Source organism: Flexivirga sp. G2 (assembly GCF_055397625.1).
Genome location: NZ_AP039675.1, coordinates 3,931,811 through 3,955,186 on the forward strand (window position 1 = coordinate 3,931,811; position 23,376 = coordinate 3,955,186).

Below are 23,376 nucleotides of genomic sequence, written 5' to 3' on the forward strand. Positions count from 1 at the left end.
ATCGCCGTAAGGAAGGCGGCGGCTCCCCGGATGGGTGGGTACCGTCGTGGCCATGGAGAGCAGACCTCGCGTGATGATCGTCGAGGACGACCCGACGGTCCGCGGCGTCGTCGGGGACTACCTGCGATCCAGCGGGTATGACGTGTCCTCGTTCAGCGACGGTGGTCGCGCGCGCACCGCACTGGAAAAGGACCTCCCGGATGTGCTGATCGTCGATCGGATGCTGCCGGGCGTCAGCGGGGACGACCTGTGTCGGGACGTACGACGGCGCTCCGACATACCCGTCATCATGTTGACGGCGCTCGGCGCGGTCGACCACCGCATCAGCGGACTCGAGTTCGGGGCCGACGACTACATCGCGAAACCGTTCTCGATGAAGGAACTTCAGCTTCGCGTGGCGGCTCAGCTACGCCGCCATTCGCCGTCGGCACCGGCCGAGCCGTTCACGGTCGGCGCGTTCCGGATCGACCCCGGCCATCGCCGGATCTGGCGCGACAACGACGAGATCGCGCTGACGACAAGGGAATACGAACTCCTGCTGTTCTGTGTCCAACGGCCGGGTGAGGTCCTGACCCGCAACGCCATCCTCGGGGAGGTGTGGGGTTGGACCTTCGGCGACGCATCGACGGTCACCGTGCACGTCCGCCGGCTCCGGGAGAAGATCGAACCCGAGCCGCGCTATCCCATCTACCTGCGCACCGAATGGGGCGCCGGCTACCGGTTCACTCCGTACGGAAAGGGCTGACATGCTCACCGTGCCGAATCTCGCATTGATCGTGCTGACCGCGGCGCTCTGCACCGCGGTCGTGACCGCGCTTGCCTTGGCTGTATTGCGTTGGAACTCCAAGGGATCGGTCGCCTCTCAGGTCACCGTGGTCGTTGCGGCAGCGGTGCTGTCGATCGTCGCCTCCGTGGTGGCGGTCGTGATCGAGATGTTCGTCTCCGCACACGACCTGACTGTGCTGTGCTGGGTCGTCGGCGTCTCTGCGATCGTCAGCCTCACCGCCGCCTGGGTGACGATGCGGCACACCGTGGGTCGGTCGGTCCGCACTCTCGTCGAGTCGGCCCGGCGGATCGGCGACGGCGACGTCCTGCAGCCGCAGGCTCCGGGGTTGAAGGAATTCAACGAACTACATTCTCAGCTGGCGGACTCGTCCGCCCGACTCGCCGAAGCACGCGCGGAGGTCGACAAGCTGGACACCGCGCGTCGACAGTTCTTCGCCTGGATATCTCATGACCTGCGCACGCCGCTGGCCGGAATGCGTGCGATGACAGAGGCTTTGGACGACGGAGTCGCGACCGACCGCGACGCCTACATCCGCACGATCCGCGCCAAGGTAGACACGATGACCGGCATGGTCGACGACCTCTTCGAGCTCTCCACACTGCAGAGCGGAACCCTCCGGCTGCAGCGGGAGGTCGTCGAGTTGCTGGACCTCGTCTCGGATGCCGTGTCCGACATACAGCCGGTTGCCGCCGGTCGCGGCATCACCGTCGTGCAGCGCGGCGTCGAAGGACATCTGCTGTGGGCCGACCCGCGGGAACTCACCCGGGCGATCGGCAACCTGCTGGCCAACGGCGTGCGGCATGCTCCTGCCGATTCGGAGATCCTGATCTCGGCCCACACGAGCGACGAGAAGCACCTGGTGCTGAGCATCATGGACCACGGCAGCGGCGTCGGCGTGGAGGACCTGGGTCGGATGTTCGACGTCGGCTGGCGGGCGAACACCGCTCGTACCACTGACGATGCCGCGCACGGCGCCGGCTTGGGGCTGGCGATCGTGCGCGGCATCGTCGAGGCTCATGACGGCGAGATCCACGCCGAGCACGTGCCGGACGGCTTCCGGCTCAACGTCACCCTCCCCATCGTCGAGCCGGAGCCGAACCTCGGCCTCAGTAGCGCGGGTCGATGACGGCCGTGCTGGTCGCCTTGCCGCCGTACTGCGAGTGCGGTCCGACCAGGTAGCTGACCTTCTTCGTCCTCAGGTCGTATGCCGCGACTGCACCGTTGTCACCCATTGGCGGGTTGGTGTGCGTGTAGAAGACGATGTTGCCCACGACCTTCGCCGTGTCGACGCTCTTGGCGACATCGGCGGCCAGCGGCGCCTTGATGGTCCCGACGACCCGGCCGGACTGCACGCGGTAGACCGTGCTCCGCTTTCCGGAGAGGTCCTCATTGTGCGCCGTCGCGACCGTTCCCAGCACGGTCTGGTCCGCGTCCACGAAGCCCTGTCCGAACGGCGCGGTGATGTCCCCCGCCCAGCTGCCCGTGGTAAGCGCCTGCGGTGCCCCGCCGTTGATGTTCTGCCGGAACACCTCCTGCTGGTTGAGGTCGCCGAGCTCCTTGGTCGTGCAGGCTTCCAACAGCGTCGAGGCATCGGTCCAGCCGACCGCGACGCAGCCCTTCGCACCCTTGGGCATGGCATAGGTGCGGACCGGTTTCATCGTCACGTGGTTGTAGAGCGTGACGGCGTGATTGCCTTCGGAGGCGGCATCCAGCAGGCCGCCCGGATGCGGCAGGTCGAAGATCGTGCCGGGCCGATTCGCGACCCGCAGTTCCTTGTGCCCGGTCACCGTGACCCGCTGGAACGTGTTGTTCTCCAACGTTTCGTTCACGGCGGATCCGGTGGATCGGGTGAAGCCGGCGAACGACACGTCGGCGGCCAACGTCGTCGACACCTTGCCGCTGCGCGCATCCCAGACCCGGTATCGGACAGCGGGATTGGCGTCCGACGTCAGGTAGGTGGTCAGCACGTGCTTCCCGTCATTCGCGATGCTGAGAACGTTCTCACCGGATCGCAGTGTGGCGATCTGGTACGACTGACCGGCCGGAGAGACGAGCACCAGACTGTTGTGTCCGGTCTTGGTCACCGATGCGGCAGTCCATCCGCTGCCGACCTTCGACCAGGGCACCTGTGCCCGGGTGTGGATGCCGCTGGTGGTTGCCGCGTGCGCGCTCGGCGACGCAACAACCGCGGTGGTGATGCCGGCCCCGGTGGCCGCGATGGTGAGAAGCGCAGCTGCGCGTCGTGTGCGTGACATTTCATCCCCTACGTGATGTTTCGGGTGTGTATGACGCCCGCCACCTGAGCTGTGCAGGTGATCGAACGGTGCGTCCCCCTGGAGGTGAACTCAATCGTGAAAATCCATGCGCAGCAATGGTTTCCACCGCAAACACGCCACAGTCGTAGGGGGTCTAGGACTAGGTCCCAGAGCGCATCCGATGCCATCTCGAGCAGCCGATCCGTCGAGGCGAGAAGCAGAGTCACCCCCGGCATGTACTAGTGCATCTATAACTAGTGATGTTATAACTAACACATGAGCCAACGACTACAGATCCACCCGGACCGATCCGAGACCAGAGTCAGCACCAGCCGGGAGACCTTGCGGCGCATGGGTTTCTGGTCCACGACCCGCCACTACGCCATCCAGGCCGACCACTCGCGGGTCGTCCTCGACCTGCGCGACGCATGTCGCAGATTCACCGAGGTCACCGTTCGCGCCGACCTCGCCAAATCCACCCTGGTCCTGCTGGTCGACGAAGGAACGCAGGTGGACGACACACTCCGCCGGACCGGGAAGGGAAGGCTGAAGGATCGACAGCCCTCGGCGCACCCGTCGGGTGCGCTGACGATCACGGGTGACGCCCACGGCAGCGAGGTCCGCATCCACCGAGGCGGCATGGCCACCCTGCACGACCCGACGTCCGTGCACCGCCTCCGCGAGCTGCGCGCGGCCGAGGGCGCCACGGAGGTCGAGCATGTGCCGGTCCTGGTGGTCGGGGGCGGTTACGCCGGCACCACCATGGCAATGTTCCTGGCACACAACGGCATTCGCGTCATGATGGTGGATCGCCACGACCAGCCGAGCGTGCAAGGCCGGGCACGTGGGGTCAACCAGCGCACCATGGAGGTCTACCGCTCGGTGGGTGTCGACCGGCAGGTCGAAGCACAGTCCGCGCCCTTCACCGGGGACGCCGGTGTCGCCCGTTGCGCGCCACTGTCCGCGCCGTGGGAGTGGCTGTTCGACCCGGAGCCCGACCCACGACTGCAGACGATCACCCCTGCACACTTCGTCATGGCCGACCAGAACTCGGTGGAGCCGGTGCTGACCCGGCGGGCGTGCGAGCTCGGCGCGCGGATCGAGCGGGGCCTCGTCGCCGACCAGATCACCGTTGCCGACCGTGGCGCCGAGGTCACGTTGCGCGACATCACCGACGGGACGACGCGTCGGGTGCACTGCGACTACCTGATCGCGGCAGACGGGTATGCCGGCGGCATCCGCGGGCAACTCGGCATCCAGCACAGCGGATCCGGCGACGTGCAGCACTGGGCGAGCATCGTTTTCGAGGCCGACCTGGACGATCTCGTCACGCAGCGAGCGTTGTTCTGGATCGTGCTGAACGAACAACTCGGGTTCGCCTCCCTCACCACGACCGCCGAGCGGCACCGCTGGAGCCTGGGGTTGGTGTTCGATCCGGACACGAAGCCACTGGCTTCCTTCGACACGGCCGCCTGCGTCGAGGCGATCCGCGCCGCGCTGGGCGACCCCGATCGCGACGTGCGGATCGTCGATGTCACGCCGTGGCAGCAGGCGGTCGGGGTCGCCGACTCCTACCGTCACGGGTGCGCGTTCCTGGTCGGTGATGCCGCGCACGTATGGCCGCCGGCCGGGGCGATGGGAGCCAACTCCGCCGTCCAGGACGCACACAATCTCGCCTGGAAGCTCGCCGCGGTCCTCGACGGTCGGGCCGACCCCACTCTGCTGGAAACCTATGCGGCAGAACGCAAACCGGTCGCCGACGCGCTCGCCGACCTCACCGTGCGCCGTCAGGCGGCCCGCTTCGGCGGTGGGCTCGAGGACGACATCGACGATCTGGTCTGCACCCTGGGTCAGCGCTATGACTCCCCCGCCATACTCGGTGCCGGCGCAGCCGTTCCGTTCACCGACACGGTTGCCGAGGTCGCCGAACCCGGCGCACGCATGCCGCACACCTGGATCGACTCGGCCCATCAGCGGAGCATCCTGGACGCGACCGGGACCGGCTTCGTCCTCGCCGTCCGCGAGGGCGCCGACGTATGGCGCAGCGGGCTCGAGCCGTACGGCGTGACGGTGCACCAGACAGATCCGCCGGTGCTCGGGCCGGGCGTCGGCGCCGCCCTGATCCGACCCGACGGATACGTCGCCTGGGTCGCGAAGGCTCCGACCCCCGACGTCGAGTCCGTCCTCGATGCGATGCACCGGGTGCTGGGACACACGACATACTCGGGAGAGTGACGAGGCCACGCACATGACGACGCGCACCCAGCAGCCCACCCGACGGATGAAGCCGACAGCCCTCGGACTGATCGTCCTCGGGATGCTCCTCGAGGAGCCGATGCACGTCTATCGGATGCAGAAACTGATCAAGGAACGCGGCAAGGACAAGGTCGTGAACGTGCGCCAGCGCACCAGCCTGCACCAGGTCATCGACCGACTCACCACCCACGGCCTCGTCGAACAGGCCGGGACCGATCGGGACAGCTCGGAGAACTACCCCGGGCGTCGCGTCTACCGCATCACCGCCGTCGGCCGGCGGGCCGCCGTCGACTGGCTGACCGAGATGGTCACCGAGCTGCCGGAGGAATTCCCGCAGTTCCCCGCCGCACTCTCGGTGCTCACCATGGTCGACGAGGACACCGCGGCCGACCTGATCGCAGCCCGCATCGAAACCCTGGAGAGCACGGTGCGCGACGCACGCGCCGCGGACGCCGGGTACGACATACCCCGCGTCTATCTCCTGGAGGACGAATACCGCACACGAAGCCTCGCAGCCGAAGCCGGTTGGCTCACCGAGGTCCTGCAGGACATCCGGGGCGGCCGGCTGTCCTGGACCACACCGACCAAAGAGACCACGCCGTGACCACGACAGAATCCACCGACGCACAGCGCCCGACGCTCTACGAACACCTGGGCGGACGCACCGTGCTCGTCCAACTCGCCGACGCGCAGTACCGACGCTGTGTGACCGACCCCGTCCTGATCGAGATCTTCGGGACCGAGCCGCACCCCAGCCACGTCGAGCATCTGGCCGACTGGCTCACCGAAGTCTTCGGCGGGCCGCACCTCTACACCGAACGCCACGGTGGGCACGGCGCACTGTTGCGCCATCACGCGAACCTGGCGATCCAGGAACAGCACCGCGCGCGGTTCGTCGAGGTCTTCATCGAGGCCGCCGACGAGGTCGGGCTGCCCTCGGACGAGGAGTTCCGCAGCGCCCTGACGGCATACCTGGACTGGGGGTCGAAGATCGCGCAGGAGGTCTCCCAACCGGGTGCCGACACGACCAGCAGCGACCCCGTCCCGGTGTGGGACTGGCAGTCGAAGTAGGCCAGCTCGCTCAGGAGAAGTCGAGCGCCAGTTCGTCGAGCACGGGCGCGTCGAGCACCTCGGGCGCGGTCGCCGGAGCCTCGGTCTCGCTGTGCGCGCCACAACCGTGGTCGAGCGAGACGACCTGGCCGTCGGACGGTGACCACTCACCGGCGCAGACCCCGAAGACCTGCCGCAGCACACCCGGCATCGGCACGAAGAAGCCACAGGTCGAGCAGTGCGCCTTGGCCTGTTGCGCGACCGCGGTGTTGGGACCGGATTCACCGTCATACCAACGCTGCGCGGCAGCATCGCGGCCCTCGGCGGACAGCACCCGCGGGCGACCGAGGCCGAGCTCGAAGAACCCGACCTGGTCGACGTCCTCGTCACCGGTCGCTTCGAAACCCGCTTCGAGGAGGTCGTCGTCCTCGACGTACGGCCGCTCGTCCCCGGCGCCGATGTCACCCGGTGCGATGCGGTCGACATACGGAACCCAGTCGGGCGACAGGACGGCGTCGTCGGTCGGCAGCAGGTTGGTCTCGCACACTGTCGCGAACTTCTGCCGCGGTGCACGAGCGACCGAAACCGCCCAGTGCCAGCCGACATACCCAGGCGACAGGCAGGCGAAGTACTGCATCGCCAGGCGGTCACCGATCATGACCGAGCCGACGTGCTCACCGACCGTGCCGGGTTCGGCGATCGCGACGACCGCCTCGCGGGCCGGCTCGATCGCGGCGAGCGCGACCTTGTCGGCCTTCGGCTTGGACTTGCTGTCCTTCTTCACTGCCATTGACTCAGCCTTCGAGATCGTCGGCGACGGCGCGCAGCACGGAGGCGACCTTGTCCGCGTGGCGCTTGTCGGGGTAGCGGCCGCGGCGCAGGCCGTTGCCGAGGTCGTCCAGCAACTTGATGACGTCCTCGACGATGACCGCCATGTCGTCGGCCGGCTTGCGGTGCCGGGCCGCCAGCGACGGCGAGGCGTCGCGCAGGGTGACGCTGAGCGCCTGCGCGCCGCGCCGCCCCTCGGCGACCGAGTAGTCGATGCGGGTGCCGCTCTTGACGGTGGTCACACCAGCCGGCAATGCACTGGAGGGCAGGAAGACGTCCTGCCCGTCGTCGCCGGAGACGAACCCGAAACCCTTGTCCGAGTCGAAGAACTTGACCTTGCCGGAAGGCACCGTGACACCTACTTGCTGGTTGCGTGGTTGATCGTGGAGGAAGCAGCGCGCGATCGCGTCGCGGTGATGCTTGCGGCGCAAGATTAACGTGTGATCGGCGATTCGATCGAATCGTTTGCCCTGCGGACCGCTCTGTCGCGCCGGGATGGCAAGACCCCGGTCGGTGCGGGTCAGGCGGCGGTCAGAGCGTCCAGCCGCGCGACCAGATCGCCGAGGTCGTCGACCACCAGATCGGCACCGGCCTCGCGCAGCGCTTCGGCGTCGGTCGGGCCGGTGGTCACGCCGATCGCCCGGACGGCGGCGGTGTTCGCGGCGTGCATGTCACCGCTGTGATCCCCGACGTATGCCGTGGCGCCGTGCTCCCGCAGCGGGGTCGCCTTGTCGTGCCCGAAGAGGTCGCCGACCACGATGTCCGGGTGCACGCCGACGTGTTCCAGCACCGCCTTGACCGCGGTCGGGTTCTTGGCGCTGACCACCAGAACGGTGCCGCCCGCGTCATGGATGGCGTCGACGAGTTCGCGGGCGCCGGGCAGCAGCACGGTGACCTCGATCGCCCGCACCAGGTAGTCGGCCCGGTAGTCCGCGGCCGCGGCCTCCAGTTGCTCGTCGGGCAGGAACAGCGCCAGGTTGTCCAGCAGCGGTGCGCCGATCAGCGGCCACAGCTGTTGCTCGGTCGCGGTCACACCGCGTGCCTCGAGCACACGCTGCATGCACTCGACGATCCCCTGCCGGGAGTCGACGAGCGTCATGTCCAGATCGAATCCGACAACGAGGCGCCCTGCGTCATACACGTGGCGAACCTTAGCCAAGCGCGTGCTCAGTGCCGGTAGGGGTCCTGCGGATCACCCGGCTTGTACGGCGGCTGCCCGCCATACCCCTGCGGCGGACCGTATGGCGACCCGCCCGGTCCGGGACCGCCAGGCCAGCCGGCCGCAGCCATCCGGGCGCGCGAACGTTCCTGTCCGGACTTGACCAACTTGACGATGCCGACGATCAGCAGCACGACACCGAGCAGGAACGCGAGCACGCCGATCCCGACGCCGATGCCGAGCGGCACCAGCACCCGGCGGGCGACGTCGTTGGCCACGCTGGAACTGATGACCTTGGTGCGGTGACCGCTGCAGTCCACGGTGTAGTCGCCGGGGCCGGACGGGGTGAAGGTTCCTGCCCGGCTGTACGCGGTGCCGCCCCAGTCCATCGACAGTCGCGTGGTTCCCTCGTCGACCGTGAGGCGGTGGCCGTCGGGTCCGGTGACCTCGCAGGTGGGCAGCGGCATACCGGTGTCGTACCGTCCTTCGACCAGGATCGTCTGGTCCTCCGCGCCGGTGACGTGCACCGAGCCACCGGCAGCGGTCCACGCGGTGTCGCTCACGGCGTTCATGCCGCCCGAGACGCCCTTCCAGATGCCGATGCCGGCAGCGGCGGGCGCGACGACGAGCATCAGGATCGCACCGATGATGGTCAGTGCGAGACCTCGTCGCTTGGGCAGTTGCATCGGCGTCTCCTGTCGGCGTCCGTGGACGTGGGCTGTCAGCAGACCACGCCGCAACCGGCGGCGTCCACCGGATCAGCCCACCGGGTCAGTTCATCAGGCTGACGTGCCGGGTTGCCTGGGAGTTCCACAACGTCGCGTAGCGGCCGCCGCGGGCCAGCAGTTCGTCGTGCGTGCCGCGTTCGACGATGCGACCGCCGTCGAGCACGACGATCAGATCGGCGCCCTGGACCGTCGACAGCCGGTGCGCGATCGTCAGCGTCGTGCGGCCCCGACTGACCTCGTCGAGGGCGTCCTGGACGGCGCGCTCGGTGGCGTTGTCGAGGGCACTGGTGGCTTCGTCCAACACCAGGACCGCCGGGTCGCGCAGGATCGTCCGGGCCAGCGCGATGCGCTGCTGCTCACCACCGGAGAAGCGGTGGCCGCGGGCGCCGACGAGCGTGTCGTAGCCGTCCGGCAGCGCCTCGATCAGGTCGTGGACCTGGGCGGCGCGAGCCGCCTGCTCGACCTGCTCGTCGGTGGCGTCCGGCCGTGCGTAGCGCAGGTTCTCGCGGATGGTCGTGTGCAGCAGGTAGCTCTGTTGCGAGACGACACCGACCAGGGATGCGACGTTCTGCAGCGTCATGTCGCGCAGGTCGACACCGTCGATGCGGACCGATCCGCTGTTCGGGTCGTGCAGCCGCGAGACCAGTCCGGCGAGGGTCGACTTGCCCGAGCCGGTCGCACCTACCAGCGCGACCTGCTTGCCGGCCGGCAGCTCCAGGTCGATGTGGGTGAGGGCGTCGCGGTCCGCCCCGTCATACCAGAAGGTGACGTCGGTCAACGCGACGTCGCCCTGTGCGGTTGCCGGGTCGACGACCACCGGGTTCTCGGGGTCATCGATCGTCACCGGCATGTCGAGGAACTCGAAGACCCGGCTGAACAGCGCCATCGAGGTGACGACCTCGGCGCCGACGTTGAGCACCCCCAGCATCGGACGGAACAGCGCGGACTGCAGCGCGGTGAACGCGACCAGCGTGCCGATCGTCATCCCGCCGCTCGTGGCCGGAAGACCGGCGGCCAGGTAGATCAGCGCGGGTATGGCGGAGAAGACGATCGCCATCGTGCCCATCCGCCAGCGACCGGCCATCTGCGATTGCAGCTCGAGCTCGGTCAGCTCGGACGAGGTGTCCCGAAAGCGTTGGGAGAGAGCGGGACCCGAGCCGACCGTCTTGGCCAGCAGAACGCCACTGATGGACAGCGACTCCTCGATCTGGGTCTGCATGTCGGCGAGCGCACGCTGCGCGCGGGTCTGGATGGTGCGGCGCAACCGGGCGACGCGACGGGTCAACCAGATGGCCGGCGGCAGCACCAGCAGGCTCAGCAAAGACAACCGCCAGGAGAGCACGACCATCGCGGCGGCGGTGCCGACGGCGGTGGTGATGTTCGTGGCGACCGAGGTCGCGGAGTTGGTGACGACGCCCTGCATGGCGTTGACGTCGTTGGTCAGTCGCGACTGCACCTCCCCGCCGCGGGTGCGGGTGAAGAAGCCGAGCGGCAGGCGTTGCAGGTGGCTGAAGAGGTCGGTGCGCAGCCCGTGCATGACCTGTTGACCGATACGCGTCGACAGCCACGTCTGTATGACGCCGAGCGCCTGCGTGGTGACGGTGATGGCGAGCATGCCACCGACGAGGAAGAGCAGGAGCCGCACGTTCTGGTGCGGGATGGCGTCGTCGATGAGGTGCTTGGTCAGGAACGGCGTGACCAGTCCGATCAGCGAGCTCGCGACGATGATCGCCGTGACCACCGCGAGCGGGCGCCGATGCGGGCCGAAGAGCGCGGCGATGCGGCGCAGCGGGACGGGGTGCTGCTCGAGTTGTGCGACGTCGGCGGCGCTCTTGCGACGACCGGCTCCGCGGCTCTGGTGGCCGGGTTCGCGTTCGCCGTCGGGACGGCCGGGTTGCGGGCGGACACCCGGGGATCCGGGGAAGGTGGTGGGGGCTGTCATAGGCAGCACCTGCCTTTCGGTGAAAGTCTTTAGTGAGGTTACCTCACATTGGTGTAACCACACTGACCGCCATACAATTCCCGAATGGCGAAGAAACCTGCGCCGGCCGCCGAGGACGAACCGTCGCTGACCCAACTGGTGATGCGCACGTCCCGTTCGTTGCGGCGGGCCACGATGGGCGAGCTGGAGCCGTTCGGCCTGACGCCGAGCCAGTCACGTGCGATGGGTGTGATCAGTCGGCACTACGACCGGCCACTGCGTCTCGGCGACATCGCGGCACACCTGGACATCGCGCCGCGCTCGGCGACCGAGGTCGTCGACCACCTCGAGGAGCGTGGCCTGGTCCGCCGCTCCCCCGACCCCACCGACCGGCGTGCGGTCACGATCGCGCTGACCGATGAGGGCCGTGCGCTGCGCGCCCGCATCGAACGCGCCCGCGCACGACGGGGCGATGAGTTCTTCGGACACCTCAGCGAGAAGGAGCAGGCGCAGCTGCAGTCACTGCTGGAGCTGGCACTCGCGCCGCATCGCCGGCAGACCTGACCGGGGCGGTCACCCGAGGTCCGGTCCGGCCGCAGCCTTCCGGCGGCCGCGTGCCACCAACAGCACGCCGAGGCTGGCCAGCGCGATCACACCGGCGGCCACGAGCGCGGCGGCGGTGAGGTGGTGTCCGGAATGGTCGGTGCCGACGGTCGCGGGCTGCCCGCCACTGTCGTTCTCGACCTGCACCGCGCCGCCCTGACAGGTGATCTTGTAGTCACCCTCCGGACCGGTACGAAAGGCCGCCGTGCTGCCCATGGCGGCGACCGAGTGGTACCAACCGCGCGGTCCGGCGATCGCACAGCCGCGGATGGCGGTGGCACCGTCGCCACTGTCGAGCGTGACCTCGTGGTGCGCGACGAGCAGCACCGAGGCGCCCGGCTCCAACCGCACGCTCTCCCGACTCGCCGAGGGGCGATCGAGGCCTCCGAACACCGGCGCCAGCACCCCGACGACCACGGCGACGAACAGCCCGATCGTCCCCCAGTGGCTGAGTCTGCGAGTCCCTTCGTCCGCCGTCACAGACCAAGGAATATCGTCCCAGCCTTGGAGGTAGCAGGGAACGTCAGAAGTACCAGGGGAACGGCGACCAGTCGGGGTCGCGCTTCTCCAGGAACGCGTCCCGCCCCTCGACCGCTTCGTCGGTCATGTACGCCAGCCGGGTCGCCTCACCGGCGAACACCTGCTGCCCCATCAGCCCGTCATCGGTCAGGTTGAACGCGAACTTCAGCATCCGCTGCGCGGTCGGGCTCTTGCCATTGATCTCGGCCGCGACCTGCAGCGCTTCGTTCTCCAGATCGGCATGGTCGGCCACGATGTTGACGGCGCCCATCCGCTGCATGGCCTCTGCGTCATACGAACGACCGAGGAAGAAGATCTCGCGGGCGTTCTTCTGCCCCACCATCTTGGCCAGGTATGCCGAGCCGTAGCCCGCGTCGAACGAACCGACGTCGGCATCGGTCTGCTTGAAGCGGGCGTGCTCACGGGAGGCGATGGTCATGTCGCAGACCACGTGCAGGCTGTGTCCACCACCGGCGGCCCAGCCATTCACCACTGCGACAACGACTTTCGGCATGGTGCGGATCAGTCGCTGCACTTCCAGGATGTGCAACCGGCCGCCCTGCGCCTTCACCCGGGCGGCGTCCACGGTGTCCGCGGTCTCGCCCTCGGCGTACTGATAGCCCGACCGGCCACGGATGCGCTGGTCACCGCCGGAGCAGAACGCCCAACCGCCGTCCTTCGCGCTCGGGCCGTTGCCCGTGAGCAGCACGCAGCCGACGTCGGGCGTCATGCGTGCATGGTCGAGCGCCCGGTAGAGCTCGTCGACCGTGTGCGGACGGAACGCGTTGCGGACCTCGGGCCGGTCGAACGCGATGCGCACCGTCCCCCGCTCCGGCCCGGGCCGCACGCACCGGTGGTAGGTGATGTCGGTGAAGTCGAATCCCTCGACCGGTTCCCACGCGCTCTCGTCGAAGATCTCGCTGACCTGGCTCTGCTTGCTCACCCGCCCAAGGTTATGGCTACCGTCGTATGTCGTGACATCTTCCCCGTCTCTCGGTGAGCTCCTCGACTCGTTGCACGTCGTCAGCATCCCGATGCAGGTGCGCTTCCGTGGCGTGATGCACCGCGAGATCGCCCTGTTCGCAGGGCCGTCCGGCTGGGGCGAGTTCTCGCCCTTCCTGGAGTACGACGCACCCGAGGCATCCCGTTGGCTCGGCGCTGCGATCGACGCCGCATGGGGTCGGTGGCCGGAGCCGGTGCGCTCCGTCGTCCCGGTCAACGCGACGGTGCCGGCGGTGGCAGCTGCGGACGTTGCGGGCGTGCTCGCCCGGTATGACGGCTGCCGCACCGCGAAGGTCAAGGTCGCCGAGCGCGGACAGTCACTCACCGACGACGTCGACCGCGTCGCGGCCGTGCGGGACGCGATGGGCGGCGATGCCTTCGTGCGGGTCGATGCCAACGGCGGGTGGTCCGTGGACGACGCGGCAGGGGCGATCGCGGCACTGGCGCCATACGGACTGGAGTATGTCGAGCAACCCTGCGCGACCGTCGAGGAGCTCGTCGAACTGCGAAACCTGCTGGCACGCAACGGTATCGACGTGCTGATCGCCGCCGACGAGTCGATCCGCAAGGCGGAGGATCCGCTGCGGGTGGCGCGCCTCGGCGCCGCCGACGTCGCCGTCGTGAAGGTCGCTCCGCTCGGAGGGGTGTCGGCAGCGTTGCGGATCGCCACCGAGTCCGGTCTGCCCACAGTGGTTTCCAGCGCCATCGACTCCTCGGTAGGGATCGCCGCCGGAGTCGCATTGGCGGCTGCCCTGCCAGCACTGCCGCATGCGTGTGGCCTCGGCACCCTCGAGCTGATGGCCGGCGACGTCGTCACGGATTCGCTGGTGCCACAAGGGGGTTCGATCACGGTCCGCCGCCCCCAGCCGGACCCGGCGTTGCTCGACGAGCACCGTGCGCCGGAGGATCGACAGACGTGGTGGCGCGAGCGCGTGGCGGCCTGCCACGACTTCCTGACCCGACCCTGACGGTCGCTTTCACGACTGACGGCGCAATTCGGCCGCCAGTCGCGAACTGCGCCGCCAGGGAAACCGGTTGGCCATTTATATAAGCACTGTTACATTTAACGAATGTCCGAACCGGATCTTCTCGACAGCAGCTACTACCGGCCTCTCTTCCAACTGCTCCACGCGATGGACCAGGACATCGAGCGTCTCTACAGCTCTCGCGGCGCGTCGGTGCGCAGCCGATTCGTCGGGCCGCTGATCACCCTCTCCCGGCGCGGCCCGATGACCGTCAAGGAGCTCGCTGCGGCGCAGGAGATCTCCCATTCCGGGATGAGCCAGACCGTGTCATCGATGATCAAGGCCGGCCTGGTGCGGTCCGAACCCGGCGAAGATGCCCGATCCCGGGTCGTCATACCGACGGACGAGGCGAACGAGCTCATCCCGTTGCTCAAGGCGGAATGGCGCTCCACGGAGCACGTGATCCGGGCGCTGGACGTCGAGATCTCGCAGCCGATCATGGCTGCGGTCGACGCCCTCCATGAGGCTCTCGCCCGGAAACCCTTCGCCGAACGGCTGGCCGAGTCCCTGGACGAGCACCTGCAGGACCGCTCGTGAAGGTCCTGACCGACATCACTCCGCTGCGCACCAGCCGGGCGTTCCGACGCCTCTGGGGCGGCGGCGCCGTCTCGGCGATCGGCAGCCAGTTCAACAGCTTCGCCGCCATGTATGCCGTCTGGCATCTCACCGGATCCTCTTTCCTGGTCGGCCTGTTGGGACTTGCATCCGGCGTGCCGCTGATCGTGATCGCCCTGGCGGGTTCGATGTTCATCGACTCGGTCGACCGTGCCGCACTCGCCCGTCGCGCGACGGTCGGGCAGATGATCACCAGCCTGCTGATGGCATGGGCGGTCCTGGCGGAGCAGGTCGGACTGCTCATCGGGTTGACCGCAGTCGCAGCGGCGCTCGGCTCGTTGGCCGGCCCCGCCCGACGCGCGCTCACCCCGACCGTCGTCGCCAACGGCGAACTGGCCGCGGCATACGCGTTGACCTCGTTGGCTTTTCAGGTGTCCATGCTCGTCGGGCCGGTGCTCGCGGCGCTCGTCGCCACCACGTTCAGCTTGCCCGTGTGCTTCCTGATCGATGCCGGCTCGTTCGTGGTCGCCCTTGCCGGTCTGCGAGGGCTGCATCGTCCACCCGAGGATGCCGCCGCGGACCGTGGCCTGCGCGCCGCGATGGCCGGATTCCGTTTCGCCGCAACGGCACCCGTCGTTCGTGGAGCCCTCCTCTGCGACCTCGGAGCGACCGTGCTCGCCATGCCGTTCGCACTCTTCCCCGCCCTCAGCCACGAACGGTTCGACGGTGGCGCGCAGACCCTGGCGTGGTTCACCACCGCGGTCGCCGTCGGTGGCGTGACGGCGTCGACCCTCAGCGGCCTGATCACCCATCGCTCCCGGCCGGGGCTCGTCATGGTGACCTGCTCGATGACGTGGGGCGCAACGCTGGCCATTGCCGGCGCATCACACCTGCTGATCGTCACCCTGGCCATGCTGGCGCTCGCCGGCGCGGCCGACACCTGGTCGGTGACCAGTCGCACCACCCTGGTGCAGTCGGCGACGCCGGACCGCTTCCGTGGTCGGCTCAGCGCACTCGAGCAGGTCGTCGGCATCGGCGGACCCAACCTGGGCAACTTCCGGGCCGGTGCGGTCGGCACCGCGATCGGTCCCGGTCTCGCCATGTCGATCGGGGGCCTGACCAGCATTGCCGCCGTCGCCGGAATCCTCGCCAGTGGCAAGGAGATTCGCACTTACAAAGTCCCAACGGAAGCGGCTTCGAGCGAGCCCGCGGCCACGACCGGCTGACGAAGGGTCCCTGAGCCGCGCCTTGAGGAGTTCGCGAGGAACGAACGAACGTCTCGAAAGGGAGACCGTGAGGGACGAGCGGGCGTCTCGAAGGGTGGTCCCTGAGGAGACCGCGAGGGACGAGCGGGCGTCTCGAAGGGTCAGAGCTGCGTGCCGTCCAGGGCCTTGAGAACGGCGGCCGAGATGGCCGTCTTGCCGGCCGCGATCAGCGGTGACCTGGTGGTCGTCGGGTCGTATGCCGAGCCGTCGTCATACGTCAGCACTCCACCGGTTTCGGTCACCAGCAGTGATCCGGGCGCGTGGTCCCAGGGCATCGCTCCGCCGTACAGCAAGTAGTCACAAGCGTTTTCGGCGAGCTTGGGGTAGTCGATGCCACAGCTGACCCAGGTGAGTTCCAGCGACGGCAGGTCACCGAGGGCGGTCCCAACGAGCGCCCGGCGTGAGGTGCGGCCGCGCGGGGCGTCCTCGTCCCGCTCCGGGACACCGAGGCGGCGATCGCCGCACCAGGCACCCGCGCCGCGTTCGGCGACATACGCGAGCTTGTGCTCCGGCTGCCAGATCCAGCTGCGGACCACCTCGCGACGCCGCATCTCCGCGACCATGACGGCGTAGTCCTGGGAGCCGTGCACGAAGTTGCGGGTGCCGTCGACCGGGTCGATGGTGAACCAGTGCTCGGCGCCGCCGGCTGCATCCAGCGCCGAACCGTCGGCGGAAACGGCCTCCTCGCCGACCATCAACGCGTCGGGGTATGCCGCGACCAGTCGCTTGGTGATCTCCACCTCGGCCTCACGATCGGCCACGGTGACCAGATCTCCGGGGTTCTTCTCCATCACCTCACCCTCGGCGAGAGCCCGGAATCGGGGCTCGATCACCGTCTCGGCGACTTCTTGCAGCAGGTTCAGGACCTCGTCAGTCTGCACGTTGTCCACTATGCCGGGTCGGATCCGGCCGCGATCACCCAGGGCGGGTGAAGCCGGCGCGACCAACTGACGACAATCGCCAGCATGCCGCCCGAAAGCGCCGCGTACGGCGAGTAACCAACGACAGTATGCGGCAGTTGGGCGGGCGGGACCTCGAGACGCTCGTCCCTCGCTCCTCGGCCACCTCCGGGCCCAGGGATCTCGATACGCGCCTCGTACCTCGGCGCTACTCGATCAGCTTTGGGTGGCCTCGTACCGCGGACTGCTCAGGGATCTCAGTCCTCGCGGTGAACCTTGTGCGCGGCGGCCTGGGCGCGGGGGCGCACGACCAACTGATCGATGTTGACGTGCTCGGGGCAGGTGGCGGCGAAGGCGACGCAGTCGGCGATGTCCTCCTGGGTCAACGGATTGCGCACTCCGGCATACACCTTCGCGGCCTTCTCGGCGTCGCCGCGGAATCGCACGAGCGCGAATTCGTCGGAGGCGACCATCCCGGGGTCGATCTCGCAGACACGGACCGGCTGGTCCCAGAGCTCCAGGCGGAGCGACATCATCAGCGAGTGCACGGCCGCCTTGACACCGCAGTAGCCGGCGCCGCCCTCGTAGGCGACCATGCCGGCCACCGAACCGATAGTCACGATCGTGCCGTGCGCAGCGGTGAGCGCCGGCAGCAGTGCCTGGATCGTCGCGGCGACACCGAGCACGTTGGTCTCGTACATCGCGCGCCAGTCGGAAAGGTCTGCGTCCGCGACGTATTCGGAGCCGACCGCACCACCGGCGTTGGCGACCAAAAGGGCAACGCGATCACCTGCCGCGTCGGCCAGCGCCTTCACGTCGTCCGGCTTCGTCACGTCGCACGTCACTGCGCGACCGTCGATCTCCGCAGCCAGCTCCGCGATGCGATCGGTACGGCGAGCCGCGCAGATGACCTCGAACCCCTCGGCCGCCAGCTTGCGGGCGGTCGCCCGGCCGATCCCGCTGCTCGCGCCGGTCACCACCGCGATCGGACGGGTCATCACACAACTCCTTGGTCGAAGGGCACCGAGCCGCAGAACGCGCGGCCTCGCTCGATGCTCACGATAGAGCGACGACCCGGACACCCGACGGGGTCCCCGCGAAGTACCGGGTGACGAAGGAGCGAGGACTTTGTGGGGTGTCTAATCTGGGTGGGTGCCAGACCTGTTGCCCTTCCCTGTCGATGCTGGTGACCTCACCGCCTACCGCGCCGCACTCGCCGCGGCTCTCGACGGCAGCGGACCGGCCATCGCCCCGTATGCCGACGGCGCAGCCCCCACCCTCGATCCGACCGCAACCCGTCCCGACGGTCTGGCATTGGTGGTCAGCACCTCCGGCTCCACCGGAGCACCGAAACGCGCGATGCTGACAAGGGACGCCTTGATCGCGAGCGCCGATGCGACGCACGAGCGGCTCGGTGGGCCGGGTCAGTGGTTGCTGCCCATGCCGGCCCACCACATCGCGGGAACGCAGGTCCTGATCCGCTCGCTGCGCGCGGGCACCGACCCGGTCTCGCTCCCCCACTTCGACATCGCCGAATTCGTCTCTGCTGCAAGCACGCTCGCGCACGAACGCCACTACACGGCACTGGTGCCGACCCAGCTGCGGCGGCTGCTTGATGCTGGCGACGACGTCCGCGCAACCGTGGCGCGCTTCGACGGGATCCTGCTCGGCGGGGCGGCCGCCGATCCGCGGCTCCTCGACGAAGCGGCCGACGCCGGCGCCACGGTGCTGACCACCTACGGTTCCAGCGAGACCGCCGGCGGCTGCGTCTACAGCGGCGTGCCACTGAACGGAACTCGCGTCGAGCTCGCCGATGACGGCCGAATCACGTTGTGCGGCACCACGATCGCCTCCGGATACCTCGGCGACGTGGAGCGCACCACGGCGGTCTTCGGTCGCCTCGAGGACGGCACACGCACCTTCCGCACCGACGACCTCGGTGTATGGCGCGACGGGCGCCTTCAGGTCATCGGCCGCATCGACGACCTGATCAACACCGGCGGGATGAAGGTCGCCCCACGGACCGTCGAGACCGCTGCGACCACGCACCTGGACGTGCTCGAGGCGGTCGCTCTCGGCCTGCCCGACCGCGAGTGGGGCGAGGCGGTGGCGATCGCCATACGAGCTCGAACAGCGTTGTCGTTGCAGGACATTCGGGCTCACCTGCGGGATCGCGTCCCGCCATACGCACTGCCCAAACGTCTGCTGCTGGTGGACGAGATGCCGTTGCGCGGCCCGGGCAAGCCTGACCGCGCGGCCTTGGCAGCGGCCGAGGGATGGCAGACTCTGAGTCCTCACCAGCAGGCCGACTGACGGCCGCCCGTCTCCCGAAAGTCACGAAGCGCTCGCATGGAAGTCTGTTTTGAACAAGCACAGCAAGCTTGGGCTGCGTTGGCAGGGCGGCAGCTTGCTGGCGCTCGTGCCGACGCAGAATAAGCCGCATGGCCACGCTCAACGAATGGATCGCCGGATCCCGCCCTCGCACCCTGCCCGTTGCGGTTGCACCCGTCGCAGCAGGAACCGGAGCGGCATACGCCCTCGGGGACGGCAACCCGGCCTACGCGCTGCTCGCGCTGTTGGTGTCACTGCTGCTGCAGATCGGCGTCAACTTCGCCAACGACTACTCCGACGGCATCCGTGGCACCGACGACTCGCGGGTCGGCCCGGTGCGGCTGGTCGGCCAGGGCCTCGCGACGCCGTCGAGCGTGAAGGCCGCGGCGTTCCTCAGCTTCGGTGCCGCCGGCGTCTGCGGACTGGCTCTCGTCGCGCTCTCCGGGAAGTTCTGGCTGCTGATCCCCGGTGTGCTGGCGGTCGTCGCCGCCTGGAAGTACACCGGCGGCAAGCACCCCTACGGCTACCTGGGTCTCGGTGAGGTCTTCGTCTTCATCTTCTTCGGGCTCGTCGCCACCCTCGGCACGACCTACACGCAGGCCGGTTCGATCGACCTGAGCGCGGTCGCCGCGGCCGTCGGCATCGGCGCCATCGCCTGCGCGATCCTGGTCGTCAATAACCTGCGCGACATCCCCGGCGACACCGTCTCCGGCAAGCGCACTCTCGCCGTCCGGATCGGTGACGCCGCCACCCGCAAGCTGTTCACCGCGATGTTCGCGGTCGCGCTGGTCGCGGTCGTCGTGTCCGCCGTACAACGACCGTGGGCGATCATCGCGCTGATCGGCCTGGCGCCGTCAGCCCGCTCCGTGCAGACCGTGACCAAGGGCGCCACCGGCCGCGACCTGATCCCGCCGCTCGCTGCGACCGGCATGACGATCCTCGCGTATGGCGTGCTCTTCGGCCTCGGCCTCTTCCTGGACCACCTCTGACCGATCGTCAGTTGGCGGGGCTGGTGCCCAGCGTCACCGTGGCGGTGTGCGACTGACCCTGCGCGTCGGTCCAGGTGACCGACACCTTGTCGCCCGGGTACTTCTGGTCCAGCAGGTCGGTCAGTGCGGTCGGCCCGGACACCTGCGTGCCGCCGATGGCGGTGATCGTCGAGCCGGCCGTGATGCCGGCCTTGGCCGCCGCACCGCCGGACGTGGCACCGACGACCGGTGCACCGGTCGCGCCGCCGTACCCGTATCCGTTCGACGACTGCGTGCTGATCTCGACGCCCAGCGCCGCGCGCCCGCCGATGTGCACGGTGGACGACTTCGAGCCGTTCTCGATCTTGGTGGCGATCTTCATCGCCGACGACATCGGTATGGCGTACCCGGTGATCGGGGTCGACGACGACGCCGCGGTGTCGATGCCGATGACCTTGCCGTCGGAGTCGAGCAGCGGTCCACCGGAGTAGCCCGGCACGATCTGCGCGTTGGTCTCGATCAGCCCGGTCAGCTTCTCCGCGGAGGCTCCGCTGCCGCCGTCCGAGGCGGTGATCTGCTCGTTGGTGTCGGTCACGGTGCCACCGGTCTTGTAGAGGGTCCCCTGGCCGCCACCCTGACCGACCGCGGTCACCTTCTCACCGAGCACAGCGGCGCCGGTGTCCAACGACGCCGTCTTCAGCCCGCTCGCGCCCTCCAGTTTGATCACCGAGATGTCGTGTGTCTCGTCGAAGCCGAGCACCTTGGCCGTGTAGACCTTGCCGTTCGAGGCCTTCACCCGGATGGAGGTCGAGCCGTCGACCACGTGGTAGTTGGTGAGGACGATCCCGTCGGAGGTCAGCACGATGCCGGAGCCCGCACCCTCACCGCCCTGCAGGACGGTGTCGACCATGACGACTCCCGGCCAGGACGACACCGGCGTACCGGACGTCTGACTCGTCGTCGCCTGCGACCACGGGTTGGCGCCGTTGCCATCGCTGGACCCACCGCTGGATCCGCCGCTGCCACCCGAAGAGCCGGAGCCGTTGCTTCCCGACGAGCCATTGCCGTTCGAGGAGCCGTTTCCGGAACCGGTCGACGGGCTGCTGGTGCTGGGGCTGCTGGGGATCGTCACCGACGGCGCGGCCCCCGAGACCGTGACGCGGTTGCTCATGTTCTCGCCCGCGGCGAATGCACCGACCGGCACGAGCGTGGCGACGGCGAGGGCTGCTGTGGCGGCTGTCAGACGGTGTTTCATTCCGGGCTCCTGAAGTTCGACTGACCTCAGACTCCCGCTGTCACCGATGGAGGACCGCGGAAGCAGTTGTGCGCTCCCTGTGAACCGCCTCGTCCGTTCGATCGCTCTCCGACCCACTGTCCGCGGGCCGACCGGCCACCTGCGACGTGAGCAGCACGCCGGAGACCACCACCACGCAGCCGAGCAACTCGATCGCCCCGGGGCGTTCGCCGAGCGCCAGCCAGGCGGCGCTCAGGCCGATCACCGGCACGAGCATCGAGTATGGCGCGACGGTGCTCGCCGGATGCCGTGCCATCAGCCAGGTCCAGATCCCGCTGCCCGCAACGCTGCCCAGCACACAGGTGTAGAGCAGCCCGGCCCAGGCCGGCCACGCACTGCCGGAGGTCGCCACCGAGCCGGCGATCCGCTGCGGACCCTCCACCAGGAGTGAGAGCCCGAACATCGGCAGCGGTGGCACCACGGTCATCCACAGGGTGAGGTGCAGCGGCCTGGGCGGGCGCGCCAGCTTGCTGGACAGGTTGCCGAAGGCCCAGCCGAGGCCACCGCAGAGCGTCAGCACGAACGGCCACCACGCGGCACCGCCGGCCCGCTGCGACCCGACGATCACCAGGCCGCCGACGGCGACCAGCACGCCGAGCGAACGCGTCGGCGTGAGGCGCTCGCCCACGAGCACGCCGAGCAGAACGGTGAACGGTGCCGAGCTCTGCAACACCAGCGACGCGAGGCCGGTCGGCATACCCGCGTCCATCGCGCTGTAGAGGAACGCGAACTGCAGCACACCGAATCCCAGGCCGTAGCCGAGCAGATAACGCAGCGGCACCTGCGGTCGCGGGACGAACAGGACGGTCGGCACGGCGATCAGCGTCCAGCGCAGGGCGACCAGGAAGTATGGCGGGAACTGCTCGAGCGACGCGTGGATCGCCAGGAAGTTCAGCCCCCACAGCACGGCGACCAGTCCGGCGAGGAATCGGTGACGAATCGGCATGGGTCAATGCTCCGCCGATCCACTCAGTAGGTCTATCAAGAATTTGTGGAGGTATTCTTTAGGATTACTTCATGGAGTCGAGACACCTGAGCCTGCTACGCGAGCTGCGCGACCGCGGCAGCGTCGCAGCGGTCGCGGCAGCCACCTGGCGCACACCGTCGGCGGTGTCGCAGCAATTGCGCACCGCGGAGCGGGATCTCGGCGTGCACCTCGTGACGGCCGACGGGCGCGGGCTGCGACTCACCGACGAGGGTCGGCTGCTGGCCGACGCCGCACTCGAGGTGGAAACTGCGCTCGCGAGCGCTCAGGCACGACTCGACGAGTTCCGCGGCGACATCGCCGGCGAGGTGCGGATCGCCGCACTCCCCAGCGCGCTCGAATATCTCGCGCCACTCCTGCTGACCGCGCTGCGGGACGTGCCGGTGGACGTGCGGCTGGAGGACTGCGACGTCTCCGAGGAGGACTTCGCCGGCCTGGCCGACAGTCACGACCTGGTCATCGGACACACCATGAACGCCGCCGTGCCGCGCCGTCGCGGGCTGGTGGTCCGCGAAGTGGTCCGCGAGCCGCTCGACATCGCCATACCCGTCGGCCACCGCTGGTCGAAGCGCCGCAGCCTCCGGCCGGACGAGGCGATCACCGAGCCGTGGGTGACGACGCCGCGGGGCTATCCCTTCCGCACCTTGCTGGACCGCGTCGAGCGGTTGACCGGTCGATCGGCCGAGATCGTCCAGGAGGTCCGCGACAACCGCGTGGCGGAGGCGCTGGTCGCGGCGGGAGCCGGCATCGCGTCGCTGCCGCGCTTCACGACCCGGCCGAATCCCGCGGTCCGGCTGCTGCGGCTGCGCGACATCGACAGTGCCCGCCGAGTGCTGGTGCTGGCTCGACGAGACCGCGCCGAGCGAGCGGTCGTGCGCCACGTCATACAGGAGCTCGTCGCGATCGGACAGGACCTCGCCGCCGCGAACGACTAACCCGCGAGCGC

General features: G+C 68.7%; 24 protein-coding genes. 12 read left to right on the forward strand and 12 right to left on the reverse strand.

Annotated elements, in window-relative coordinates; all coding sequences use genetic code 11:
- The first annotated feature begins 52 nt into the window (after window positions 1–52).
- Both ACZ50J_RS18975 and ACZ50J_RS18980 read left to right on the forward strand, forming a co-directional pair.
- Window positions 53–745 (forward strand): response regulator transcription factor, encoded by a 693-nt coding sequence (locus tag ACZ50J_RS18975; RefSeq protein ID WP_464298714.1) that lies wholly within the window; start codon window positions 53–55, stop codon window positions 743–745.
- A gap of 1 nt (window position 746) precedes the next feature.
- Window positions 747–1,913 (forward strand): sensor histidine kinase, encoded by a 1,167-nt coding sequence (locus tag ACZ50J_RS18980; protein ID WP_464298715.1) that lies wholly within the window; start codon window positions 747–749, stop codon window positions 1,911–1,913.
- Here ACZ50J_RS18980 and ACZ50J_RS18985 read toward each other — a convergent pair.
- Window positions 1,894–3,042, reverse strand: coding sequence for a hypothetical protein (locus ACZ50J_RS18985; RefSeq protein ID WP_464298716.1), 1,149 nt, complete (start codon window positions 3,040–3,042; stop codon window positions 1,894–1,896). The two genes, ACZ50J_RS18980 and ACZ50J_RS18985, sit on opposite strands and share 20 nt — an antisense overlap.
- A 276-nt stretch (window positions 3,043–3,318) precedes the next feature.
- Here ACZ50J_RS18985 and ACZ50J_RS18990 point away from each other — a divergent pair, with 276 nt between their 5' ends.
- From ACZ50J_RS18990 to ACZ50J_RS19000, 3 genes are read left to right on the forward strand one after another with little or no spacing between them, the layout of a single operon-like run.
- On the forward strand, window positions 3,319–5,277 hold the full coding sequence (locus tag ACZ50J_RS18990) for an FAD-dependent monooxygenase (protein WP_464298717.1): 1,959 nt from the start codon (window positions 3,319–3,321) through the stop codon (window positions 5,275–5,277).
- A 13-nt stretch (window positions 5,278–5,290) separates the two neighbouring features.
- Entirely contained in the window at window positions 5,291–5,902 is a 612-nt protein-coding gene (locus ACZ50J_RS18995) for a PadR family transcriptional regulator (protein ID WP_464298718.1), read from the forward strand.
- Window positions 5,899–6,369 (forward strand): group II truncated hemoglobin, encoded by a 471-nt coding sequence (locus ACZ50J_RS19000; RefSeq protein WP_464298719.1) that lies wholly within the window; start codon window positions 5,899–5,901, stop codon window positions 6,367–6,369. Before ACZ50J_RS18995 ends, ACZ50J_RS19000 begins: the two co-directional genes overlap by 4 nt.
- A gap of 10 nt (window positions 6,370–6,379) precedes the next feature.
- Here the strand turns inward: ACZ50J_RS19000 and ACZ50J_RS19005 are convergent, their stop codons facing one another.
- The 5 genes from ACZ50J_RS19005 to ACZ50J_RS19025 form a co-directional block, all read right to left on the reverse strand.
- Complete coding sequence (locus ACZ50J_RS19005; protein ID WP_464298720.1) at window positions 6,380–7,138, reverse strand: DUF3027 domain-containing protein; 759 nt, start codon at window positions 7,136–7,138, stop codon at window positions 6,380–6,382.
- 4 nt (window positions 7,139–7,142) lie between these two features.
- The gene (locus tag ACZ50J_RS19010) at window positions 7,143–7,526 is read right to left on the reverse strand and encodes a cold-shock protein (RefSeq protein ID WP_464298721.1); all 384 of its coding nucleotides are present in this window, start codon (window positions 7,524–7,526) and stop codon (window positions 7,143–7,145) included.
- A gap of 170 nt (window positions 7,527–7,696) precedes the next feature.
- Window positions 7,697–8,317 carry an HAD family hydrolase gene (locus ACZ50J_RS19015; RefSeq protein ID WP_464298722.1) on the reverse strand — a complete coding sequence of 207 codons (621 nt, stop codon included), beginning with the start codon at window positions 8,315–8,317 and terminating at the stop codon, window positions 7,697–7,699.
- Window positions 8,318–8,343: 26 nt separating this feature from the next.
- Entirely contained in the window at window positions 8,344–9,021 is a 678-nt protein-coding gene (locus ACZ50J_RS19020) for a hypothetical protein (RefSeq protein WP_464298723.1), read from the reverse strand.
- A gap of 85 nt (window positions 9,022–9,106) precedes the next feature.
- Window positions 9,107–11,005, reverse strand: coding sequence for an ABC transporter ATP-binding protein (locus ACZ50J_RS19025; protein WP_464298724.1), 1,899 nt, complete (start codon window positions 11,003–11,005; stop codon window positions 9,107–9,109).
- 84 nt (window positions 11,006–11,089) lie between these two features.
- On the opposite strand from ACZ50J_RS19025, the gene ACZ50J_RS19030 reads away from it, so the two are divergent.
- The gene (locus ACZ50J_RS19030; RefSeq protein ID WP_464298725.1) at window positions 11,090–11,548 is read left to right on the forward strand and encodes a MarR family winged helix-turn-helix transcriptional regulator; all 459 of its coding nucleotides are present in this window, start codon (window positions 11,090–11,092) and stop codon (window positions 11,546–11,548) included.
- A gap of 9 nt (window positions 11,549–11,557) precedes the next feature.
- Here the strand turns inward: ACZ50J_RS19030 and ACZ50J_RS19035 are convergent, their stop codons facing one another.
- Together ACZ50J_RS19035 and ACZ50J_RS19040 are read right to left on the reverse strand one after the other, a co-directional pair.
- Window positions 11,558–12,067 (reverse strand): hypothetical protein, encoded by a 510-nt coding sequence (locus tag ACZ50J_RS19035; protein WP_464298726.1) that lies wholly within the window; start codon window positions 12,065–12,067, stop codon window positions 11,558–11,560.
- 43 nt (window positions 12,068–12,110) lie between these two features.
- Complete coding sequence (locus ACZ50J_RS19040; RefSeq protein WP_464298727.1) at window positions 12,111–13,049, reverse strand: 1,4-dihydroxy-2-naphthoyl-CoA synthase; 939 nt, start codon at window positions 13,047–13,049, stop codon at window positions 12,111–12,113.
- Window positions 13,050–13,080: 31 nt separating this feature from the next.
- Here ACZ50J_RS19040 and ACZ50J_RS19045 point away from each other — a divergent pair, with 31 nt between their 5' ends.
- From ACZ50J_RS19045 to ACZ50J_RS19055, 3 genes are all read left to right on the forward strand, one after another.
- On the forward strand, window positions 13,081–14,076 hold the full coding sequence (locus ACZ50J_RS19045; RefSeq protein WP_464298728.1) for an o-succinylbenzoate synthase: 996 nt from the start codon (window positions 13,081–13,083) through the stop codon (window positions 14,074–14,076).
- A 102-nt stretch (window positions 14,077–14,178) separates the two neighbouring features.
- The gene (locus ACZ50J_RS19050) at window positions 14,179–14,670 is read left to right on the forward strand and encodes a MarR family winged helix-turn-helix transcriptional regulator (protein ID WP_464298729.1); all 492 of its coding nucleotides are present in this window, start codon (window positions 14,179–14,181) and stop codon (window positions 14,668–14,670) included.
- Window positions 14,667–15,914, forward strand: coding sequence for an MFS transporter (locus tag ACZ50J_RS19055; RefSeq protein ID WP_464298730.1), 1,248 nt, complete (start codon window positions 14,667–14,669; stop codon window positions 15,912–15,914). The genes ACZ50J_RS19050 and ACZ50J_RS19055 overlap by 4 nt, the downstream gene beginning before the upstream one ends.
- 140 nt (window positions 15,915–16,054) lie before the next feature.
- Here the strand turns inward: ACZ50J_RS19055 and ACZ50J_RS19060 are convergent, their stop codons facing one another.
- Both ACZ50J_RS19060 and ACZ50J_RS19065 read right to left on the reverse strand, forming a co-directional pair.
- On the reverse strand, window positions 16,055–16,834 hold the full coding sequence (locus ACZ50J_RS19060) for an inositol monophosphatase family protein (protein ID WP_464298731.1): 780 nt from the start codon (window positions 16,832–16,834) through the stop codon (window positions 16,055–16,057).
- Between the two features lie 275 nt (window positions 16,835–17,109).
- Window positions 17,110–17,850: an SDR family NAD(P)-dependent oxidoreductase gene (locus ACZ50J_RS19065; RefSeq protein WP_464298732.1), complete on the reverse strand. Its 741-nt coding sequence runs from the start codon at window positions 17,848–17,850 to the stop codon at window positions 17,110–17,112.
- Window positions 17,851–18,004: 154 nt separating this feature from the next.
- On the opposite strand from ACZ50J_RS19065, the gene menE reads away from it, so the two are divergent.
- Both menE and ACZ50J_RS19075 read left to right on the forward strand, forming a co-directional pair.
- Window positions 18,005–19,165, forward strand: a complete 1,161-nt coding sequence (gene menE / locus ACZ50J_RS19070; protein WP_464298733.1) for an o-succinylbenzoate--CoA ligase — start codon at window positions 18,005–18,007, stop codon at window positions 19,163–19,165.
- 128 nt (window positions 19,166–19,293) lie between these two features.
- A complete protein-coding gene (locus tag ACZ50J_RS19075) occupies window positions 19,294–20,172 on the forward strand; it encodes a 1,4-dihydroxy-2-naphthoate polyprenyltransferase (protein WP_464298734.1) in 879 nt (292 codons plus the stop codon).
- Between the two features lie 7 nt (window positions 20,173–20,179).
- On the opposite strand, the gene ACZ50J_RS19080 is transcribed toward ACZ50J_RS19075, so the two are convergent.
- Window positions 20,180–21,406: a S1C family serine protease gene (locus ACZ50J_RS19080; RefSeq protein WP_464298735.1), complete on the reverse strand. Its 1,227-nt coding sequence runs from the start codon at window positions 21,404–21,406 to the stop codon at window positions 20,180–20,182.
- Between the two features lie 40 nt (window positions 21,407–21,446).
- On the reverse strand, window positions 21,447–22,391 hold the full coding sequence (locus ACZ50J_RS19085) for an EamA family transporter (protein ID WP_464298736.1): 945 nt from the start codon (window positions 22,389–22,391) through the stop codon (window positions 21,447–21,449).
- A 71-nt stretch (window positions 22,392–22,462) separates the two neighbouring features.
- Here ACZ50J_RS19085 and ACZ50J_RS19090 point away from each other — a divergent pair, with 71 nt between their 5' ends.
- Window positions 22,463–23,365, forward strand: a complete 903-nt coding sequence (locus tag ACZ50J_RS19090) for a LysR family transcriptional regulator (protein ID WP_464298737.1) — start codon at window positions 22,463–22,465, stop codon at window positions 23,363–23,365.
- Window positions 23,366–23,376: the final 11 nt, after the last annotated feature.

Excerpts from the sequence above, each read along its gene's own strand:
- ACZ50J_RS18975 (WP_464298714.1), top strand. The coding sequence starts at position 53 with ATGGAGAGCAGACCTCGCGTGATGATCGTCGAGGACGACCCGACGGTC.
- ACZ50J_RS18980 (WP_464298715.1), top strand. The coding sequence starts at position 747 with ATGCTCACCGTGCCGAATCTCGCATTGATCGTGCTGACCGCGGCGCTC.
- ACZ50J_RS18985 (WP_464298716.1), bottom strand. The coding sequence starts at position 3,042 with ATGTCACGCACACGACGCGCAGCTGCGCTTCTCACCATCGCGGCCACC.
- ACZ50J_RS18990 (WP_464298717.1), top strand. The coding sequence starts at position 3,319 with ATGAGCCAACGACTACAGATCCACCCGGACCGATCCGAGACCAGAGTC.
- ACZ50J_RS18995 (WP_464298718.1), top strand. The coding sequence starts at position 5,291 with ATGACGACGCGCACCCAGCAGCCCACCCGACGGATGAAGCCGACAGCC.
- ACZ50J_RS19005 (WP_464298720.1), bottom strand. The coding sequence starts at position 7,138 with ATGGCAGTGAAGAAGGACAGCAAGTCCAAGCCGAAGGCCGACAAGGTC.
- ACZ50J_RS19020 (WP_464298723.1), bottom strand. The coding sequence starts at position 9,021 with ATGCAACTGCCCAAGCGACGAGGTCTCGCACTGACCATCATCGGTGCG.
- ACZ50J_RS19025 (WP_464298724.1), bottom strand. The coding sequence starts at position 11,005 with ATGACAGCCCCCACCACCTTCCCCGGATCCCCGGGTGTCCGCCCGCAA.
- ACZ50J_RS19030 (WP_464298725.1), top strand. The coding sequence starts at position 11,090 with ATGGCGAAGAAACCTGCGCCGGCCGCCGAGGACGAACCGTCGCTGACC.
- ACZ50J_RS19050 (WP_464298729.1), top strand. The coding sequence starts at position 14,179 with ATGTCCGAACCGGATCTTCTCGACAGCAGCTACTACCGGCCTCTCTTC.
- ACZ50J_RS19065 (WP_464298732.1), bottom strand. The coding sequence starts at position 17,850 with ATGACCCGTCCGATCGCGGTGGTGACCGGCGCGAGCAGCGGGATCGGC.
- ACZ50J_RS19075 (WP_464298734.1), top strand. The coding sequence starts at position 19,294 with ATGGCCACGCTCAACGAATGGATCGCCGGATCCCGCCCTCGCACCCTG.
- ACZ50J_RS19080 (WP_464298735.1), bottom strand. The coding sequence starts at position 21,406 with ATGAAACACCGTCTGACAGCCGCCACAGCAGCCCTCGCCGTCGCCACG.
- ACZ50J_RS19085 (WP_464298736.1), bottom strand. The coding sequence starts at position 22,391 with ATGCCGATTCGTCACCGATTCCTCGCCGGACTGGTCGCCGTGCTGTGG.
- ACZ50J_RS19090 (WP_464298737.1), top strand. The coding sequence starts at position 22,463 with ATGGAGTCGAGACACCTGAGCCTGCTACGCGAGCTGCGCGACCGCGGC.